The sequence below is a fragment of the Rhodanobacter lycopersici genome (assembly GCF_040812335.1).
Lineage (GTDB): Bacteria > Pseudomonadota > Gammaproteobacteria > Xanthomonadales > Rhodanobacteraceae > Rhodanobacter_A > Rhodanobacter_A lycopersici.
The window spans coordinates 1,450,229-1,466,904 of record NZ_JBFOHK010000001.1 but is presented as its reverse complement, the minus strand read 5'-3'; the positions used below and the strand labels follow the sequence as shown (position 1 = coordinate 1,466,904).

Annotated in this window: 21 protein-coding genes; 11 read left to right on the top strand and 10 right to left on the bottom strand. The window is 69.5% G+C overall.

The features are described 5' to 3' along the window. Positions 1 to 81 precede the first annotated feature (81 nt). From ABQJ54_RS06740 to tpx, 4 genes are all read left to right on the top strand, one after another. Positions 82 to 843: a cyclic nucleotide-binding domain-containing protein gene (locus ABQJ54_RS06740; RefSeq protein WP_367853482.1), complete on the top strand. Its 762-nt coding sequence runs from the start codon at positions 82 to 84 to the stop codon at positions 841 to 843. A gap of 81 nt (positions 844 to 924) precedes the next feature. Continuing rightward, positions 925 to 2,166: an NnrS family protein gene (locus ABQJ54_RS06735; RefSeq protein ID WP_367853481.1), complete on the top strand. Its 1,242-nt coding sequence runs from the start codon at positions 925 to 927 to the stop codon at positions 2,164 to 2,166. 279 nt (positions 2,167 to 2,445) lie between these two features. Next, a complete protein-coding gene (locus ABQJ54_RS06730; RefSeq protein WP_367853480.1) occupies positions 2,446 to 2,898 on the top strand; it encodes a hypothetical protein in 453 nt (150 codons plus the stop codon). Positions 2,899 to 2,927: 29 nt separating this feature from the next. Further along, entirely contained in the window at positions 2,928 to 3,428 is a 501-nt protein-coding gene (tpx, locus tag ABQJ54_RS06725; protein WP_367853479.1) for a thiol peroxidase, read from the top strand. An 88-nt stretch (positions 3,429 to 3,516) separates the two neighbouring features. Here the strand turns inward: tpx and ABQJ54_RS06720 are convergent, their stop codons facing one another. Genes ABQJ54_RS06720 through ccoN form a run of 8 tightly spaced genes read right to left on the bottom strand, consistent with a single transcriptional unit; the run spans position 3,517 to position 9,741 of the window. Continuing rightward, positions 3,517 to 3,924, bottom strand: coding sequence for a group III truncated hemoglobin (locus tag ABQJ54_RS06720; RefSeq protein WP_367853478.1), 408 nt, complete (start codon positions 3,922 to 3,924; stop codon positions 3,517 to 3,519). After that, complete coding sequence (gene ccoS, locus ABQJ54_RS06715; RefSeq protein ID WP_367853477.1) at positions 3,921 to 4,109, bottom strand: cbb3-type cytochrome oxidase assembly protein CcoS; 189 nt, start codon at positions 4,107 to 4,109, stop codon at positions 3,921 to 3,923. The genes ABQJ54_RS06720 and ccoS overlap by 4 nt, the downstream gene beginning before the upstream one ends. After that, positions 4,106 to 6,322: a heavy metal translocating P-type ATPase gene (locus ABQJ54_RS06710; protein WP_367853476.1), complete on the bottom strand. Its 2,217-nt coding sequence runs from the start codon at positions 6,320 to 6,322 to the stop codon at positions 4,106 to 4,108. Before ABQJ54_RS06710 ends, ccoS begins: the two co-directional genes overlap by 4 nt. Continuing rightward, on the bottom strand, positions 6,319 to 6,543 hold the full coding sequence (locus ABQJ54_RS06705) for a hypothetical protein (RefSeq protein WP_367853475.1): 225 nt from the start codon (positions 6,541 to 6,543) through the stop codon (positions 6,319 to 6,321). Before ABQJ54_RS06705 ends, ABQJ54_RS06710 begins: the two co-directional genes overlap by 4 nt. Continuing rightward, positions 6,524 to 7,435, bottom strand: a complete 912-nt coding sequence (gene ccoP, locus ABQJ54_RS06700) for a cytochrome-c oxidase, cbb3-type subunit III (RefSeq protein WP_367853474.1) — start codon at positions 7,433 to 7,435, stop codon at positions 6,524 to 6,526. Before ccoP ends, ABQJ54_RS06705 begins: the two co-directional genes overlap by 20 nt. Beyond that, a complete protein-coding gene (locus tag ABQJ54_RS06695) occupies positions 7,432 to 7,614 on the bottom strand; it encodes a cbb3-type cytochrome oxidase subunit 3 (protein ID WP_367853473.1) in 183 nt (60 codons plus the stop codon). The genes ccoP and ABQJ54_RS06695 overlap by 4 nt, the downstream gene beginning before the upstream one ends. After that, complete coding sequence (gene ccoO / locus ABQJ54_RS06690) at positions 7,611 to 8,264, bottom strand: cytochrome-c oxidase, cbb3-type subunit II (protein ID WP_367853472.1); 654 nt, start codon at positions 8,262 to 8,264, stop codon at positions 7,611 to 7,613. Before ccoO ends, ABQJ54_RS06695 begins: the two co-directional genes overlap by 4 nt. A 10-nt stretch (positions 8,265 to 8,274) precedes the next feature. After that, a complete protein-coding gene (gene ccoN, locus ABQJ54_RS06685; protein ID WP_367853471.1) occupies positions 8,275 to 9,741 on the bottom strand; it encodes a cytochrome-c oxidase, cbb3-type subunit I in 1,467 nt (488 codons plus the stop codon). Between the two features lie 181 nt (positions 9,742 to 9,922). Between ccoN and fdxA the strand changes: the two genes are divergently transcribed. Further along, positions 9,923 to 10,246, top strand: coding sequence for a ferredoxin FdxA (fdxA, locus tag ABQJ54_RS06680; protein ID WP_367853470.1), 324 nt, complete (start codon positions 9,923 to 9,925; stop codon positions 10,244 to 10,246). Between the two features lie 143 nt (positions 10,247 to 10,389). Here fdxA and gap read toward each other — a convergent pair whose 3' ends face one another. Together gap and ABQJ54_RS06670 are read right to left on the bottom strand one after the other, a co-directional pair. Continuing rightward, the gene (gene gap, locus ABQJ54_RS06675; RefSeq protein ID WP_367853469.1) at positions 10,390 to 11,388 is read right to left on the bottom strand and encodes a type I glyceraldehyde-3-phosphate dehydrogenase; all 999 of its coding nucleotides are present in this window, start codon (positions 11,386 to 11,388) and stop codon (positions 10,390 to 10,392) included. Positions 11,389 to 11,479: 91 nt separating this feature from the next. Next, positions 11,480 to 11,806, bottom strand: a complete 327-nt coding sequence (locus ABQJ54_RS06670; RefSeq protein ID WP_367853468.1) for an ArsR/SmtB family transcription factor — start codon at positions 11,804 to 11,806, stop codon at positions 11,480 to 11,482. Positions 11,807 to 11,884: 78 nt separating this feature from the next. On the opposite strand from ABQJ54_RS06670, the gene ABQJ54_RS06665 reads away from it, so the two are divergent. The 6 genes from ABQJ54_RS06665 (at position 11,885) to ABQJ54_RS06640 (ending at position 16,664) form a co-directional block, all read left to right on the top strand. Continuing rightward, the gene (locus ABQJ54_RS06665) at positions 11,885 to 12,760 is read left to right on the top strand and encodes an MBL fold metallo-hydrolase (RefSeq protein ID WP_367853467.1); all 876 of its coding nucleotides are present in this window, start codon (positions 11,885 to 11,887) and stop codon (positions 12,758 to 12,760) included. After that, complete coding sequence (locus ABQJ54_RS06660) at positions 12,760 to 13,194, top strand: YeeE/YedE family protein (protein WP_367853466.1); 435 nt, start codon at positions 12,760 to 12,762, stop codon at positions 13,192 to 13,194. The genes ABQJ54_RS06665 and ABQJ54_RS06660 overlap by 1 nt, the downstream gene beginning before the upstream one ends. Beyond that, the gene (locus ABQJ54_RS06655) at positions 13,191 to 13,601 is read left to right on the top strand and encodes a DUF6691 family protein (protein WP_367853465.1); all 411 of its coding nucleotides are present in this window, start codon (positions 13,191 to 13,193) and stop codon (positions 13,599 to 13,601) included. The genes ABQJ54_RS06660 and ABQJ54_RS06655 overlap by 4 nt, the downstream gene beginning before the upstream one ends. A 56-nt stretch (positions 13,602 to 13,657) precedes the next feature. Next, on the top strand, positions 13,658 to 14,476 hold the full coding sequence (locus ABQJ54_RS06650; RefSeq protein ID WP_367853464.1) for a S1/P1 nuclease: 819 nt from the start codon (positions 13,658 to 13,660) through the stop codon (positions 14,474 to 14,476). A 186-nt stretch (positions 14,477 to 14,662) separates the two neighbouring features. Then, the gene (gene pyk / locus ABQJ54_RS06645; protein WP_367853463.1) at positions 14,663 to 16,135 is read left to right on the top strand and encodes a pyruvate kinase; all 1,473 of its coding nucleotides are present in this window, start codon (positions 14,663 to 14,665) and stop codon (positions 16,133 to 16,135) included. 85 nt (positions 16,136 to 16,220) lie between these two features. Continuing rightward, positions 16,221 to 16,664, top strand: a complete 444-nt coding sequence (locus ABQJ54_RS06640; RefSeq protein ID WP_367853462.1) for an energy transducer TonB — start codon at positions 16,221 to 16,223, stop codon at positions 16,662 to 16,664. Positions 16,665 to 16,676 lie beyond the last annotated feature (12 nt).

Below are 16,676 nucleotides of genomic sequence, written 5' to 3'. Positions count from 1 at the left end.
GTCGCAGAAACCCGCGGCCGCCGGGTCGCTTGGTATCATGCGGACATCCGCCATATGCCGTGCACCACGGTGCGAGACGCCATGCCACCCAGCTATCCGACAGGACGTTTGCATCCGGTCGCCCGGCCGATCACCGACGATGGCGACGCCACGCGGTTCTGCTCCAGCTGTGCCTTTGCCGCGGCCTGCAGCGCGGTGGGCTACGGCAAGCCGGAATTGCTCGAACTGCATTGCCTGGTCGAGCACGTGGGGCCGTTCCGCGCGGGCGAGCACGTGTTCCGCACCGGCGATCCGTTCCGCGCGATCTACGCGGTGCGCACCGGCTCGGTGAAGACGCGGCTGTTCGACCGCGACGGCAACGAGCAGGTGCTGGGCTTCTACCTGCCGGGCGAGGTGGTGGGGCTCAACGCGATCTATCCCGAGCATTTCCCCTGCGATGCGGTGGCGCTGGAGGACACCCAGTTCTGCCGCTTCTCGTTCCCCGCGATGAGCGCGCTGGCGGCGCGCCAGCCGGCGGTGCAGCAGCACCTGTTCCGGCTGATCAGCAAGGAGCTGGGTGCAGTGTCGCTGCTGGCCGGCGACCACAGCGCGGACGAGCGCATGGCCGCCTTCCTGGTCGACCTTTCCAACCGCTACGCGGCACGCGGCTTCTCGGCCACGCGCTTCCATCTCAGCATGTCGCGCGGCGACATCGCGAACTACCTGCGGCTGGCCGCCGAGACGGTGAGCCGGGTGCTGGGGCGCTTCCGCAGCCAGGACCTGATCGCGCTGGAAGGCCGCGACCTGGTGCTGCTGCGCGTGGATGCGCTGCGCGAGCTCGGCGCCAGCCTGCTGCCGGAGTAGCGCCGGGCCAGGCCTGATCCAGGTCAGGGCCGCTGTGCGGCCGGACTGCCAACATGGGGACGATCAACACGTCACCTGCCCATGGACGCACCGACTTCCCCCGCCGTCGCCAACGATCCCGCCGCCCTGCTGGCCGCGGCGCCGCATAGGCCGCTGTTCCTTGCCGGTACGGTGGCCGTGCTGCTGACCATGACCTGGTGGACGCTGGAGCTGGCCTCGCTGCGCTTCGGCTGGGCGCGCTGGCCGCAGCCCACGGTGCCACCGGTGTGGGGGCATGCCGTGCTGATCCAGTACGGGCTGTTCCCGCTCTTCATGTTCGGCTTCCTGATGACCACCTTCCCGCGCTGGATGGACGGGCCGTCGGTGCCACCGCGGCGCTACCTGCCGGTGGCCGGCGGCGTGCTGGGCGGTTACGTGCTGGGCACGCTGGGACTGCTCGGCATGCCGGCGCTGCTCAAGCTCGGCCTGGTGGTGATGCTGGCGGGTTACCTGGTGGGCGTGGGCACGCTGGCCGGCGTGCTGGCGAAGGCGGCCGAGCGCAACAAGCACGGCTGGTCGTGTCTTGCGGCGTTCGGCGTGGGCACGCTGGGGTTGGCGGCTTTCATCACCTGGCTGTTCGATCCGGGCTTGCCGGTGGCGCTGGGCTGGCTGGCGGTGAAGCTGGGCACGTTCGGCTTCCTGCTGCCGGTGTACTTCACCGTCTGTCATCGCATGCTGCCGTTCTTCAGCAAGAACCTGGTGGCCGGCTACGCCATGTGGCGGCCGGCATGGAGCCTGCCGGCGGCGTGGGCGCTGCTGCTGGCGCATGTGCTGCTGGACTGGGCCGGCCTGCCGCAGTGGCTGTGGCTGTGCGACCTGCCGCTGGCCATGGTGTTCGCCCTGCATGCGCTGATGTGGAAGCCGTGGCGCTGCCTGCGGCCGGGCCTGCTCGCCGTGCTGCACATCGCGTTCGCATGGCTGCCGGTGGCCTTCGTGCTGTTTTCGGTGCAGGACCTCGCGCTCGCCTTCGGCGGCGAGCACGTGCTGGGGCTGGCGCCGTTGCACGCGCTGGCGATCGGCTTCTTCGGCTCGATGCTGGTGGCGATGGTGACCCGCGTCACCCACGGCCATTCCGGCCGGCCGCTGCAGATGCATCCGGTGCCGTGGCTGTGCTTCGTGCTGCTGCAGCTGGTGGCGTTCGTGCGTATCCGCGCCGAGCTGGGCGGCGACCGCTACCTGTGGCTGGTGATCGCCGGCGTGGGCTGGCTGCTGGCGTTCCTGCCGTGGGTGCTGCGTTCGGCGTGGATCTACCTCACGCCGCGCGCGGACGGCAAGCCGGGCTGAGAGCCTGCTCAATGTCTCCGCATAGCTCGCGTTGCCTTGCCGTGGCTACTGGATGGAAGTACGCCGCGCAGCGCCCGCTTGGCTGGTGGGTCAAGCCGTGCGCTGCCGCATGGCGGCCACGGCAAGGCAACCCGAAGGGCCGGGTCTGTTTGCGCGCATGCCGGCGTCATCACTCAGTCGTGGACGGACGTCCACTCCTTCGTTCTTCCTTGGCCTGCGCGCAAACAGCTCCCGGCGCAAGCCATGCGAAGACATTGAGCAGGCTCTGAGGAGGGCGCCATGCAGGACCTGATCGCGCCGTACTACCCGTGGATCGTGCTGGTGCACCTGGCCTGCGCCATCGTCTTCGTGGGCGCGGCGGCGTTCGAGGTGTTCGCGCTGGAGGCGCTGCACGAGCGCTTCGACTTCGCCGCCATGCAGCAGATCGAGACCGCGGTGATGGCGCGGGTGCGCCGCTACATGCCGTTCGTGGTGCTGTTGCTGTTCCTCAGCGGCGGCCTGCTGTTCGACCTGCGCTGCAACGGCATCCGCTGCATCGGCGATACGCGCTTCGGCTGGTTCCTGCTGGCCAAGGTGATCCTGGCGTTCGGCGTACTGGGGGTGTTCGTCAACGCGGTGTGGGCCGGTGCGCGCGGGCGCATGAGCGCTTGCCGCTTCCGCCACACGCATCGCATCGTGCTGGCGCTGATGGCGGCCATCGTCTTTCTGGCCAAGACCATGTTCTACTTGTAGGCCCTTTTTCCCCCATCGCGAGGTGCGCCATGTCCACAGTCCATTTCAAGGGTCAGCCGGTACGCGTCGACGGCAGCTTCCCGGCGCCCGGCAGCCAGGCGCCGGCGTTCAGCCTGGTCGGTGGCGACCTGTCCGAGGCCACGCTGGCCAACCATGCCGGCAAGCGCAAGGTGCTGAACATCTTCCCCAGCGTGGACACTGGCGTGTGCGCCGCCTCCGTGCGCCGCTTCAACGAGCTGGCGGCCAAGCTCGACAATACCGTGGTGCTGTGCATCTCGGCCGACCTGCCGTTCGCGCAGGGCCGCTTCTGCGGCGCCGAGGGCATCCAGCACGTGCAGATGCTGTCGTTGATGCGCGGACGCGAGTTCCTCCGCGACTACGGCGTGGCGATCGCCGATGGCCCGCTGGCCGGCCTGGCCGCCCGCGCGGTGGTGGTGCTGGACACGCACGACAAGGTGATCCACGCCGAGCTGGTGGACGAGATCACCCACGAACCGGACTACGACGCGGCGCTGAAGGCATTGGGCTGAGCGGCCCGCCGCGCAACCTGCCGCACACGAAGAAGCCCGTCGGACAACCGGCGGGCTTCTTCGTGTCAGGTGCTGCAGAAGGCGCGACTCAGGAGCGGATGCCCACCACCGGAATGCCGAGCGGCCGCGCGTCCAGCCGGTCGGGCAGGCCCATCCCCATGCGCAGGCTGCGGCCGATGCGTTCGGCGTAGTCGAGCATCTGCACGGCATCGTCCGCATCCAGCACTTCCAGCGTGGTCTCGCGCCACAGCTCCAGCCAGCGCACGAAATGCTCGGTGCGGATCGCCGGCTGGCCGCGGTGTACCGCCATCGGATTGCCGCGGTAGCTGGCGGCGCGCAACGCCACCGAGCACCAGAACGAGGTGAGCAGGAGCTTGTGCTCGTCCCAGTCGTGCACGACCGCGTTGAAGATCGGGCCGATCGCGGGGTCGGCGCGCACCTTGTCGTAGAAGCGGTCGACCAGGGCGGCGATGCGGGTTTCGTCGAGCGTACTCATGGCTTGCCTGTCGTGTCTTCGGCCGGTGCCGGCGTTGCGTCGGACGCGGGTTCGTCCAGCAGCGGCAGGATGCCGGGTGTGTCGAGGTCGTCGAACTGCTGGTGGTTCACCGCCCAGAAGAACAGCGCCACGCCCGCGATCACCACCAGCGCGGTGACGGGGATCAGTACCAGCAGGATGTTCATGCGCGCAGCTCCTGTCGCGGTGCGCGGCCGGCGCGCAAGGCATTCAGCACCACCCCCAGCGAGCTGAGCGACATGCCGATGCCGGCCAGCCACGGCGGTACGAAACCGAACGCGGCGAACGGTACCGCACACAGATTGTAGACCAGCGACCAGCGCCGGCCTTGCGCCACGATGCGCTGCACTTCGCCGGCGATGGCGCGGGCGCGGGCGAGGCCGTCGAGGCGGTCGTCCATCAGCAGCAGATCGGCCTGCGCCTGGGCCAGGCCGGTGCCGCTGGCCAGCGCGGCGGAAACGTCGGCGCCGGCGAGGATCGGCGCGTCGTTGCTGCCATCGCCCACCGCGAGCACGACGTGGCCCTGGGCGCGCAGCTCGCGCAGTCGGGCCAGCTTGTCGTCCGGGCTCTGGCGCGCGCGCCAGTCGGCGATGCCGAGCGTACTGGCCAGGGCGGCCACGCGCCCGGGCGCGTCGCCGCTGGCGATGCAAGGCGCGACGCCAGCGGCGCGCAGCGCATCAAGGGTGGCCTGCGCGTCGTGGCGTGGGCGCTCGGCGAGGCGGAAGGCGGCGATGGCGCCATCCGCATCGGCCAGCAGCAGGGCGTCGCGCTGGCGTTCGGAGGCCAGCGCATGGCCCAGCGCGAAGTCGGCGCGACCCAGGCGCAGCTCGCGTCCGGCCAGCGTGCCGCGCAGGCCGGCGCCGGCCACGGCCTCGACCCGTTCGGCCTGCCGCGCGGGGCCAAGCGGGCTGGCGGCGTCGGCGAGGGCGCGGGCCAGCGGGTGCGAGCTTTCGCGGGCGACGGCGGCGGCCAGCGCGAGCGCCTCCTCGCGCGCATCGCCGCGCAGCGGTTCGATCCCGGCGAAGTCCAGCCGCGGCACGCCCAGCGTGCCGGTCTTGTCGAACAGCGCGGTATCGACGCGCGCGAGCCGGGTCAGTGCGGTGCCGTCGGTGACCAGCACGCCGTGGCGCGCCAGCGCGGTCAGCGCGCGGGTGAACGCGGCCGGCGCGGTGAGCGCGAAGGCGCAAGGGCAGGCCACCACCAGCACCGCGAGCGCGGCGTCGAAGGCGCGCGCGGGATCGACCAGCAGCCAGCCGAGTGCAGTAAGTGCAGTGAGCAGCAGCACACGCGCCACGAAGCGGGCGATGTCGCGATCGCTGTCTGTCGCGAAGCTGCGCGCCTGGCGCGCACGGATAGCCAGCGCGCCGATGCGCGCCACAGCGGTGGCCTCGCCGCTGCGCTCCACGCGCAGCGTCACCGGGCCGTCCAGCAGCACGCTGCCGGCCACCAGCGCGTCACCGTGGCGGCGCAGTACGGGATGCGACTCGCCGGTGAGCAGAGCCTCGTCCAGCCGCGCCGAGGCCGATTCCAGCACACCGTCGGCGGGCACCGTGTCGCCTTCGGCGACGTGGACGCGGTCGCCGGCGCGCAGGGCCAGCGCGGGCACGGTCTCCAGCGTGCCGTCGTCGTGCCGGCGTTGCGCCAGCAGCGGGGCGGCGTCGATCGCGGCGTCGCCCTGCGCATTGCCCTGGTGGCGCGCGCGCAGTTCCACGTAGCGCGCGGCCAGCAGCAGGAACACGAACATGCTCACCGAGTCGAAATAGATCTCGCCGCTGCCGCGCAGCGTGTCGTACGCGCTGGCGAGGAACACCAGCGCCACCGCCAGCGCCACCGGCAGATGGATGCCCAGCCGGTGTTCGCGCAGCTCGTGGATGGCACCGGCGAAGAACGGCTGCGCGGAATAGGCCACCAGCGGGATCGTGGTGACGAGACCCAGCCAGCGGAACAGGCCGCGGGTGGTGAAGTCCACGAAGTCGACCGCGCCGAGGTAGATCACCAGGGCGTAGGCCATCACCTGCATCATGCACATGCCGGCGACGAGCAGGCGCTTCAGCGCGTCGTGCAGCTCGGCGGCGCGCGCGTCGTCGGCGTCGTCGTGGGGCAGCGGCCGGGCCGGGCACTGCATCGCGGCGCAGCGCTCCACCAGGGCATCCAGCGAGAGCCGGCGCGGGTCCCACACCACGCGCAGGCGGCGGGCGGCGGGGAGGATGGCAACCCGCTGCACCCCGGGCAGGGCGCGGATCGCCTGTTCCAGCGCGAGTGCGCGGCGCGGTTCGCCCAGCGCATCCACGCGCAACGCCGCTTCGCTGCGGCCATCGTGGCGTGGCCGCAGCACCTGGGCGAGCAGCAGCGGGTGGCCCCAGGCGGCATGCGCGTTCATGGCGTGTCGGCGCGCTGGCTGCTGTGCGCGCTGGCTGGCACGCCGAACACGGTGTGCGAGGTTTCCAGCGGTATGTCGGCGCTGCGCGCGCCGGCCACGATGATCCACACGCAGCCGGCCATCGAGGCGATGAACACCGCAACACCCAGCCACAGGATCGGCTGCTGGTACCAGCGCGTGCCGGCCCCGATCCGCGTTGGTTCAGTCCGTGGCGCCGGCATCAGGGTGCGACAGTTGGTAGACATAGGCCGCCAGCACGTGGATCTGCTGGTCGCCGAGGCGCTTGTCCCAGTCCGGCATGTGGCCCTGGCGACCGTCGTGGATGGTCTTGTGGATGTCGGCCACGCTGCCGCCGTGCAGCCAGATCTGGTCGGTGAGGTTGGGCGCACCCAGTGCCTGGTTGCCCTTGCCGTCGGGGCCGTGGCAGGCCGCGCAGGTGCCTTTGAAGATCGGTTCGGCGGCTGCTGCCATCTTCGCGTCGTGCGGCCGGCCGGACAGGCTGAGCACGTACTGCACGAGGTTGTTCACGGTGCCCTCGCCCAGGCTGGCCCAGGGCGGCATCACGCCGTTGCGGCCGTCGTGGATCGAGGTGGTGATGTCCTTGCCGCTGCCGCCGTACAGCCAGTCCTGGTCGGTGAGGTCGGGTGCGCCCAGCTGCTGGTTGCCCTTGCCGCTGCGCTGGTGGCAGGCCGCGCAGTTGTCTTCGAACAGCACCTTGCCGAGCTGTCGTGCCTCGGGATCGCCGGCCAACTGCTCGGGCGTGTACAGCATGAAGCGCTGCATCAGCGGCTCCAGCTTCGCCTCGTTGGCGGCCTGCTCGCGGGCCAACTGGCCGTGCGAAGTCCAGCCCAGCGTGCCCTTGTGGTTGCCGAAGCCCGGATACAGCAGGAGGTAGACGAAGGCGGCGCCGAACATCGCGCCGGAGAACACGACCCACCAGGTCGGCAGCCGGCGCACGCCCTCGCGCAGCACGCCGTGCGCCCATACGTGGCCGCTGGTGCCGTCGGGCTGGGTGGGGATCTTCGCGCGCGGTCCCCACAGGTACAGGAAGAAGGTGATGCCGAGGTTCAGCACCACCAGGAACATCACCCACAACGACCAGCCGGTGCTCATCGCGCCTTCTCCTGCGCTGCGCCGCCGACGGGCATGTCTTCGTCCTGCATCGGCAGTTGCGCCATCCGGTCGAACACCGGTTTGTGGTACTTGCGCCAGGCCCAGATCCAGATGCCGATGAAGCTCACCATCATCAGCACGATCAGCACGCCGGCCAGATGGCCCCAGAACGGACTCATGGCGCACCTCCGTCGCTGGCCGGCGCAGTGCCCGGCGTCGTCGGCTCGTTGGCTATGCCCAGGCCCTGCAGATAGGCGATCAGCGCGTCCATCTCGGTCTTGCCCTTGACGGCCTCGGGCGCGGCGGCGATGTCGGCGTCGCTGTATGGATCGCCCAGCCTGCGCAGCACCCGCATGCGCGCCTGGATGTCGGCACCGTCGATGCCGGCCTTCGCCAGCCATGGGAAGCCGGGCATGTTGGATTGCGGCACCACGCTGCGCGGGTCCATCAGGTGCATGCGCTGCCAGTCGTCGGAATACTTGCCGCCCACCCGGGCGAGGTCGGGCCCGGTGCGCTTGGAGCCCCACTGGAACGGCCGGTCGTAGACCGACTCCTCCGCAGTGGAGTAGTGGCCGTAGCGCTGGGTCTCGAAGCGCAGCGCGCGGATCATCTGCGAGTGGCAGAGGTAGCAGCCCTCGCGCACGTAGACGTCCCTGCCGGCCAGGCGCAGCGGATCGTAGGGCTTCACGCCCGGCGGCGCCTTCACCGTATGCGCCTGCATGAACAGCGGGGTGATCTCGGCGAGCCCACCCAGCGAGACCATGATCGCGATGCCGATGCCGAGCAGGCCGGCGTGCTTCTCGATCGCTTCGAAATGCCTGTAGGCCATGACGATCTCCTCAACCCACCACCGGCAAGGGCGCTGGGATCTGGTGAGGCTCCGGCTCCGGGATCGGCACGGGGATGGGCTTGATGAGGCGGGCGCGGGCATCGGCGGCGGTGTGCCACAGGTTCCACGCCATCACCCACATGCCCGAGAGGATCAGCACGCCACCGAACCAGCGGATCAGGTACATCGGCTTGATCGCGATCAGGCTGTCCAGGAAACCGTACTTCAGCGAGCCGTCGGGCAGGGTGGCTCGCCACATCTCGCCCTCGGTGACGCCGGCGGTCCACATCGCGCCGACGTACAGCAGGGTGCCGGCCATGTGCAGCCAGAAATGCAGGTTCATGCCGCGCACCGAATGCATCGCGGGACGGCCCAGCGCGCGCGGCGCCATCGCGTACAGCGAGCCGATGGTGATCATCGCCACCCAGCCCAGCGAGCCGGAGTGCACGTGGGCGATCGTCCAGTCGGTGTAGTGCGACAGCGAGTTCACCGTCTTGATCGCCATCATCGAACCTTCGAAGGTGGCGGCGGCGTAGAACACCAGCGACATCACCATGAACTTCACCGCCGGGTCGCTCTTCACCTTGTGCCAGGAGCCGTTGAAGGTGAGCAGGCCGTTCGCCGCCGAGCCCCAGCTCGGCATCAGCAGCACCAGCGAGAACGCCATGCCCACCGACTGCACCCAGTCGGGGAGGGCGGTGTACATCAGGTGGTGCGAGCCGGCCCACATGTAGACCGAGATCAGCGCCCAGAAATTGACGATCGAGAAGCGGTAGCTCCACAGCGGCTGCTGCGCCTGGCGCGGCACGAAGTAGTACATCATCCCGAGGAAGCCGGCGGTGAGGAAGAACGCCACCGCGTTGTGGCCGTACCACCACTCCACCATCGCGTCGACCACGCCGGAGTAGATCGGATAGGACTTGGTCCAGGACACCGGCAGCGACAGGTGGTTGACGATGTGCAGCAGGCCCACGGCGATGATGAAGGCGCCGTAGTACCAGTTCGCCACGTAGATGTGCTTGATGCGCCGGCGCGCCAGCGAGCCGAAGAACACCACGCCGAAGCTCACCCACACCACCGCGGTGAACAGCGCGACCCACCATTCCGGCTCGGCGTATTCCTTGCTGGTGGTGAGGCCCAGCGGCATCGACACCATTGCCGACACGCAGACGACCTGCCAGCCCCAGAACGTGAAGCCGGCCAGCCGGTCGAACGCCAGCCGTGCATGGCCGGTACGCTGCACCACGTAGTAGCAGGTGCCCATCAGTGCCGAGCCGCCGAAGGCGAAGATCACGCCGAAGGTGTGGTCGGGGCGCAGCCGGCTGAAGGTGATCCAGGGCAGGTCGAAGTTGAGCGCGGGCCACATCAGCTCGGCGGCGATGTACACGCCCACCGACATGCCGATGATGCCCCAGACCGCGGCGGCCAGCAGGAACTGGCGGACGACCTTGTCGTTGTAGTACTCGGTGGTGGGCATGCGCGTCCCCGGTTTCGGTGCGCGCATTTTCGCGGGCGTGCGCACGCGTCGCGATGACCGCGATCAGGCGGCTGCGGCAATCTGTCCGCTGGCCGCGGGCGCACTGATCCAGGTCATGGCTGCCGCAGCGGCGACGGGCGATGCTGTGCGGGCGCGAAACGTCCGATTCGAGCGGTACCCCATGGCCCATGTCGTCACCGAGAACTGCATCAACTGCAAGCACACCGACTGCGTCGAGGTGTGCCCGGTGGACTGTTTCCACGAAGGGCCGAATTTCCTGGTGATCGATCCCGACGAATGCATCGACTGCACGCTGTGCGTGGAGGAGTGCCCGGTGGGCGCGATTTTCCCCGAGCTCGACGTGCCGGCGGGGCAGGAGGGTTTCCTCGCGCTCAACGCCGAGCTGGCGCGCGAGTGGCCGGTGCTGACCAGCAAGATTCCCGCGATGGAGGATGCCGGCCAGTGGGACGGCGTGCCGGACAAGCTGCGGCTGCTGAAGCGCTAGGGGGATGGCAGAGACAAAAAAAGCCCGCTCGCGCGGGCTTTTCCGTTTGATGCAAGCGATCAAGGGTGATCGCAAGGCGTTTCAGGAGTGCGGCCATGGATGGCCGCCCATTTGACTCTCGCGATCAGGGATGATCGCAAGGATTACGCCACCACGCGCACCATTTCCAGGCACTTGTTGGAGTAGCCCCACTCGTTGTCGTACCAGCTCACCAGCTTCACGAAGGTGGAGTCCAGCGCGATGCCGGCGTCGGCGTCGAACACCGAGGTGCAGGTCTCGCCGCGGAAGTCGGTGGCGACCACCTTGTCCTCGGTGTAGCCCAGCACGCCCTTCAGCGCGCCCTGCGACTGCGCCTTCATCTCCGCGCAGATTTCGGCGTAGCTGGCGGGCTTCTCCAGCTCGCAGGTGAGGTCGACGACGGACACGTCCGAGGTGGGCACGCGGAAGCTCATGCCGGTGAGCTTCTTGTTGAGTTCGGGGATCACCACGCCCACCGCCTTCGCCGCGCCGGTGGAGGAGGGGATGATGTTCTCCAGGATACCGCGGCCGCCGCGCCAGTCCTTGTTCGACGGGCCGTCCACGGTCTTCTGGGTGGCGGTGGCGGCGTGCACGGTGGTCATCAGGCCGCGCTTGATGCCCCACTTGTCGTTGAGCACCTTGGCCACCGGCGCCAGGCAGTTGGTGGTGCAGCTGGCGTTGGAGATGATCGCCTCGCCCTTGTAGCTCTTGTCGTTGACGCCGTAGACGAACATCGGCGTGTCGTCCTTGGACGGCGCGGACAGGATCACCTTCTTCGCGCCGGCGTCGAGATGCTTCTGCGCCGTTTCCTTGGTGAGGAACAGGCCGGTGGATTCGATCACCACGTCGGCGTCCACCTCGTTCCACTTCAGGCTGGCCGGATCGCGCTCCTGGGTGAGGCGGATCCTGCTGCCATTGACCACCAGCTGGCCGTCCTCGATCGACACTTCGCCCTTGAAGCGGCCGTGCACCGAGTCGTAGCGCAGCATGTAGGCGAGGTAATCCGGCTCCAGCAGATCGTTGATCGCCACGATCTGGATGTCCTTGCCGAAGTTCTGCACCGCAGCGCGCAGCACGTTGCGACCGATGCGGCCGAAGCCGTTGATGCCGACCTTGATGGTCATGGGACAGCGTCCTCCAATTCGACGGGGAAGGTGGCCGCGGTGCAGCGGCCGGAAGCCGCGATTTTAGCGGGAAACCAGCGATGCTGCCCGCTCAGCGCCGGTTGTGCGCCGGTTTGCCGCAATAGATGTAGTGCAGGGTGGCCATCAGCGCCTGCACCGGACCCGCGGCGAGGCGGTAATACACCGCCTGCGCCTCGCGCCGGGTCTGCACCAGCGCGGCCTCGCGCAGCTTCGCCAGATGCTGCGACAGCGCCGACTGGCCCAGCTCCAGCCGTTCCAGCAGCTCGCCCACCGCCAGCTCGCCCTCGGCCAGGTGGCACAGGATCAGCAGGCGCTGCTCGTTCGCCAGCGCCTTCAGCAGGTCGCTGGCTTCGCTGGCATGGGCGCGCATGCGGGCGGGATCGGCGGCGGTCTTCATGGCGGCATTCTGACAGATCTTGCTAAATTAGCATAACCTAATATTATGCGATGCACTTGTTCCCGTGGGTGCAGCGCCATGCCTGCCGACGTCGCTTCCTTCTTCCATGCCGCCACTTCCACCTGGACGCACGTGGCCAGCGATCCTGCGACCGGCGCGGCGGCGGTGATCGATCCGGTGCTGGATTTCGACCCGGCCAGCGGCCGGCTCGGCACGGCGGCGGCACGCGCCGTGCTCGATCATCTCCGCACGCAGGGGCTGGATCTCAAGTGGATCCTGGAAACCCACGCGCATGCCGATCACCTCACCGCTGCCGCCTGGCTGCGTGCGCAGACCGGCGCCACGGTGGCGGCGGGCGCCGGCATCGTCGAGGTGCAGGCCGTGTTCAAGCAGCGGCTGGACCTGGGCGACGCGTTCGTGGCCGACGGCTCGGCGTTCGACCGCCTGCTGCGCGACGGCGACGTGCTGCCGCTGGGCGGGCTGGCGCTGGAAGTGCTGGCCACGCCCGGCCATACCGCCGACGGCGTGAGCTACCGGGTGGGCGACGCGGTGTTCATCGGCGACACGCTGTTCTCGCCGGCCGCGGGCAGCGCGCGCTGCGACTTTCCCGGCGGCAGCGCGGCGGTGCTGCACGCCTCGGTACGCCGCCTGTATGCGTTGCCGGATGACACGCGGTTGTACCTGTGCCACGACTATCCCGCGGCCGGCGCCATGCCGCGCAGCATGGTCCCCCTGCCCGAGCAGCGCGAGCACAACGCGCATCTTGCCGCTGCGACCGGCGAAGCGGATTTCGTGGCGCTGCGCGAACGCCGCGACGCCACGCTGGCAATGCCGCGGCTGTTCTGGCCAGCGCTGCAGGTCAACATCCGTGCCGGCGGGCTGCCGCCGGCGGATGGCGAGGGGCGGCGCTTCCTGAAATTGCCGCTGGATGTGGTCGCACTGGAGGTGCCCTGATGGGCGCCGCATTCACGCCATGGAGCGCGCTGGGCGGCGGCGTCCTGATCGGTGTGGCTGCACTGCTGCTGCTCGCCGCGCTGGGCCGCATCGCCGGCGTCAGCGGCATCGCCGCCGCGCTGTTGCCGCCGCGCCGCGGTGACATCGCGTGGCGGCTGGCTTTCGTGCTCGGCCTGCCTTCGGGCGCGGCGCTGTGGATGCTGGGGCAGGACAGCACGGCGCTGGCCAGCCATGCATCGCCATGGCAGCTCGCGCTGGCCGGCCTGCTGGTGGGCGTGGGTACGCGCATCGGTTCGGGCTGCACCAGCGGCCACGGCGTGTGCGGACTGGGCCGTTTCTCGCCGCGCTCGCTGGCGGCGGTACTCACCTTCATGCTGACCGCGATGCTATGCGTGTACGCGTGGCGGCATCTGCTGCCGGGGTGGCTGGCATGAAATCCTGGCTGGCGTATCTGGCGGGCCTGCTGTTCGGCGCGGGCCTGGCGTGGTCGGGCATGGCCGATCCGCACAAGGTGCTGGGCTTCCTCGACGTCGCCGGCGCGTGGGATCCCAGCCTGCTGCTGGTGATGGTTGGCGCGGTGCTGGTCTATGCCATCGGCCAGCGCCTGGTGACGAGGCACGCGCGGCCGTGGCTGGACGAGCGTTTCCATCTGCCCGCCAATCGTCGCATCGATGTGCGTCTGCTGGCGGGCGCGGCGCTGTTCGGCATCGGCTGGGGATTGGGCGGCTATTGCCCCGGCCCTGCGCTGGCCGGCGTCGGCCTCGGCAATGCCGATCTCGTGTGGCTGCTGCCGGCGCTGCTGCTGGGCTGGTGGCTGGCAGGGCGTGTCCGGCGTGGATGACACTCCGGCCTGCTGTGGCACACTCATCGACTGTCCCTAGTCGTGATGCCCCCGCCATGAAGTTGCACCGTTGCCTGCTGGCCGTCGCGCTGGCCATGATCGTCGCCGTTCCCGCCGCCCAGGCCTGGGGTCCGCTGGGCCACAGCATCGTCGCCGCGCTGGCGCAGCGTCACCTGAGTCCCGCTGCCGAGGCCGAGGTGGAACGCCTGCTGGCGGCGGACCACACCACGCAGCTGGCCGACATCGCCAGCTGGCCCGACCAGATCCAGGACGACCCCGCGCAGGCCACTCTGTGGCAGCAGACGCGCAAGCTGCACTACATCAATTTCCGCGGTGGCCCGGCCTGCGACTACGTGCCGCCGCGCGATTGCCGCGATGGCGAGTGCGTGGTGGCCGGGCTGGCGCATTACGTGGCGATCCTCGGCGACAAGTCGCAGCCGGACGCGGCACGCCTCGAGGCGCTGAAGTTCGTGGTGCATTTCGTCGGCGACGAGCACCAGCCACTGCACGACGGCTACCGCGACGACCTCGGCGGCAACAGGTACCAGGTGCAGTTCGAGGGCAGGGGCAGCAACCTGCACAAGGTCTGGGACTCGGGCATGCTGAAGACGCGTGGCCTGGCCTGGCAGGCCTATGCGCAGAAGCTCGATGCGGAAGGCCCGGTGACGCTGCCGCCGCCGATCGCGCCGCTGGACGATCCCTACGCGCAGTGGGCGGAGGAATCCTGCCGCATCACCGCCGCGCCCGGCTTCTATCCGGACGGCCACAAGGTCGGCCAGGCCTACGTCGACGCCGAGCTGCCGGTGGCCGAGAACCAGCTGCGCATCGCCGGACGCCGGCTGGCCGAGGTGCTCAACCTCGCGTTGACGGACTGAGGCCCTGCATGCGGCGCCAGGGCCCGTTCAAGGTCGCCGCATGGCGGCCACGGAAGCCAACGCGGGCCATGCGGCGACCTGGAGCAGGCTCTTACATACGAATGCAGGCTGGCATGGCGTGCGGCATCTGTTAGCCTCCACGACAGTTGACCGGATTCAGACGTCCATACCCATCAGGCCCACCGCATGACCAACACGCCGCTCCGCCGCACCAAGATCGTCGCCACCCTCGGCCCCGCCACCGACGCGCCGGGCATGCTCGAGAGCATCATCGCCAACGGCGTCGATGTCGTTCGCCTCAACCTTTCGCATGGCCAGCCGGACGACCATCGCGCCCGCGCCGCCGCGGTGAAGGCCGCCGCCGCCGCCGCCGGCCGCGAGGTGGGCGTGCTGGCCGACCTGCAGGGCCCGAAGATCCGCGTGGAGAAGTTCGCGAACGGCCCGATCCAGCTCGAGGTCGGCCAGCCCTTCGTGCTGGACTGCCGCGCCGACGCGCCGCCCGGCGACATCACCCGCGTGGGCGTGAGCTACTTCGACCTGCCGCGCGACGTGCGGCCCGGCGACGTGCTGCTGCTGGACGACGGCCTGGTGGCGCTTACCGTGAACGAGGTGGCCGGTGCCGAGATCCGCTGCACCGTGCTGGTGGGCGGCAAGCTGTCCGACCGCAAGGGCCTCAACCGCCAGGGCGGCGGCCTGTCCGTTTCCGCGTTGTCGGACAAGGACAAGGCCGACATCAAGCTCGCCGCCGAGATCGGCGCCGACTTCCTCGCCGTGTCCTTCGTGCGCTCGGCCGAGGACATGCACCAGGCGCGTCGCCTGCTGCACGAAGCCGGCGGCAACGCCGCGCTGGTGTCCAAGATCGAGCGCGCCGACGCGATCCCCGTGCTGGGCGAGATCATCGACGCCTCCGACGTGGTGATGGTGGCGCGCGGCGACCTCGGGGTGGAGATCGGCGACGCCGAGCTGCCGGGCCTGCAGAAGAAGATCATCCGCGAGACCGTGCAGCGCAACCGCGCGGTGATCACCGCCACCCAGATGCTGCAATCGATGGTGCGCTCGCCGATACCCACCCGCGCCGAAGTGCTGGACGTGGCGAACGCGGTGATCGACGGCACCGACGCGGTGATGCTGTCGGAGGAAACCGCCGCGGGTGCGCATCCCGACAAGGCGGTGGCCGCGATGGCGCGCATCTGCCTCGGCGCCGAACGCCAGTTCGAGCCCAAGGAGGACCTGGCCAACGCCGGCCACCGGCTCAACCGTGCCGACCAGGCGATCGCGCTGGCCGCGATGGTGCTGGCCGGCCAGCTCGGCGTGCGCGCGATCGTGTCGCTCACCGAATCCGGCGCCACCGCGCAGTGGCTGTCGCGCTACCGCAGCGCGGTGCCGATCTACGGCCTGTCGCCATTCGCCGCCTCGCGCCGGCGCATGCAGGTGCTGCGCGACGTGCGGCCGGTGGAATTCAGCCACGGCGAGAACCAGAGCATGGCCGCCTCCACCCGCGCCGCGGTGAGCCTGCTGTTCGCGCAGGGCAAACTGGACGAGGGCGACAGCGTGGTCATCACCTACGGCGACCGCGTGGGCCACGTCGGCGGTACCAACACGCTGAAGCTGCTGGCTGTCGGTGCGGGCGGGATGGTGGACAGCTTGCGCGATCTTTGAGCAAGGCAGCCCTGCCGGTGGTGACGCGGGCAGGGCGAGCGCGGCTAGACTGGTGTCGCCGCTCCCCCAACAACGGAGGTTCCCCATGAACTCGCGTGCTCGCCGCCTGGTCCGTCTCCTGTTGCTGGTGCCGGCGTTGGCCTGCGCCGCATCCGCGTGGGCGCAATCGCCCCACCGGGTCGACCCGCAGAACCAGTACCACTACTGGATCCGCCTCAATACCAAGGTGAACACGGATCTCCCCAATTCCGGCCTCAACCTGGACAAGCCCGGTTGCGCGGCGGTGACCTACACCATCGGTTCCGATGGCGTGCCGATGAACGTGCAACTGGCCAGGCTGGTGCCCAAGAGCGATCTGGGCAACGCCGCGGTGACCGCGGTGAAGAACTTCCGCTACGGCCCCTCGCTCACCAACCGCATCGGCCAGCCCATCGACACCTATTACATCGTGCCGTTCAACGCGCCCGACGGTGTGGACGGCATGCAGAAGGTCATGGAGCCCTGCAAACTGCCCGGTTACGGGTCGTAACCGGCGCCTTTC

Bases quoted from the DNA above. Each gene is read 5' to 3' on its own strand.
- ABQJ54_RS06735 (WP_367853481.1), top strand. From the start codon at position 925: ATGGACGCACCGACTTCCCCCGCCGTCGCCAACGATCCCGCCGCCCTG.
- ABQJ54_RS06710 (WP_367853476.1), bottom strand. From the start codon at position 6,322: ATGAACGCGCATGCCGCCTGGGGCCACCCGCTGCTGCTCGCCCAGGTG.
- pyk (WP_367853463.1), top strand. From the start codon at position 14,663: ATGACCAACACGCCGCTCCGCCGCACCAAGATCGTCGCCACCCTCGGC.
- ccoO (WP_367853472.1), bottom strand. From the start codon at position 8,264: ATGGCCTACAGGCATTTCGAAGCGATCGAGAAGCACGCCGGCCTGCTC.
- ABQJ54_RS06665 (WP_367853467.1), top strand. From the start codon at position 11,885: ATGCCTGCCGACGTCGCTTCCTTCTTCCATGCCGCCACTTCCACCTGG.
- ABQJ54_RS06660 (WP_367853466.1), top strand. From the start codon at position 12,760: ATGGGCGCCGCATTCACGCCATGGAGCGCGCTGGGCGGCGGCGTCCTG.
- ABQJ54_RS06740 (WP_367853482.1), top strand. From the start codon at position 82: ATGCCACCCAGCTATCCGACAGGACGTTTGCATCCGGTCGCCCGGCCG.
- ABQJ54_RS06640 (WP_367853462.1), top strand. From the start codon at position 16,221: ATGAACTCGCGTGCTCGCCGCCTGGTCCGTCTCCTGTTGCTGGTGCCG.
- fdxA (WP_367853470.1), top strand. From the start codon at position 9,923: ATGGCCCATGTCGTCACCGAGAACTGCATCAACTGCAAGCACACCGAC.
- ABQJ54_RS06705 (WP_367853475.1), bottom strand. From the start codon at position 6,543: ATGCCGGCGCCACGGACTGAACCAACGCGGATCGGGGCCGGCACGCGC.
- ccoP (WP_367853474.1), bottom strand. From the start codon at position 7,435: ATGAGCACCGGCTGGTCGTTGTGGGTGATGTTCCTGGTGGTGCTGAAC.
- ABQJ54_RS06720 (WP_367853478.1), bottom strand. From the start codon at position 3,924: ATGAGTACGCTCGACGAAACCCGCATCGCCGCCCTGGTCGACCGCTTC.
- ABQJ54_RS06655 (WP_367853465.1), top strand. From the start codon at position 13,191: ATGAAATCCTGGCTGGCGTATCTGGCGGGCCTGCTGTTCGGCGCGGGC.
- ABQJ54_RS06670 (WP_367853468.1), bottom strand. From the start codon at position 11,806: ATGAAGACCGCCGCCGATCCCGCCCGCATGCGCGCCCATGCCAGCGAA.
- ccoN (WP_367853471.1), bottom strand. From the start codon at position 9,741: ATGCCCACCACCGAGTACTACAACGACAAGGTCGTCCGCCAGTTCCTG.
- ccoS (WP_367853477.1), bottom strand. From the start codon at position 4,109: ATGAACATCCTGCTGGTACTGATCCCCGTCACCGCGCTGGTGGTGATC.
- ABQJ54_RS06730 (WP_367853480.1), top strand. From the start codon at position 2,446: ATGCAGGACCTGATCGCGCCGTACTACCCGTGGATCGTGCTGGTGCAC.
- gap (WP_367853469.1), bottom strand. From the start codon at position 11,388: ATGACCATCAAGGTCGGCATCAACGGCTTCGGCCGCATCGGTCGCAAC.
- ABQJ54_RS06695 (WP_367853473.1), bottom strand. From the start codon at position 7,614: ATGAGTCCGTTCTGGGGCCATCTGGCCGGCGTGCTGATCGTGCTGATG.
- ABQJ54_RS06650 (WP_367853464.1), top strand. From the start codon at position 13,658: ATGAAGTTGCACCGTTGCCTGCTGGCCGTCGCGCTGGCCATGATCGTC.
- tpx (WP_367853479.1), top strand. From the start codon at position 2,928: ATGTCCACAGTCCATTTCAAGGGTCAGCCGGTACGCGTCGACGGCAGC.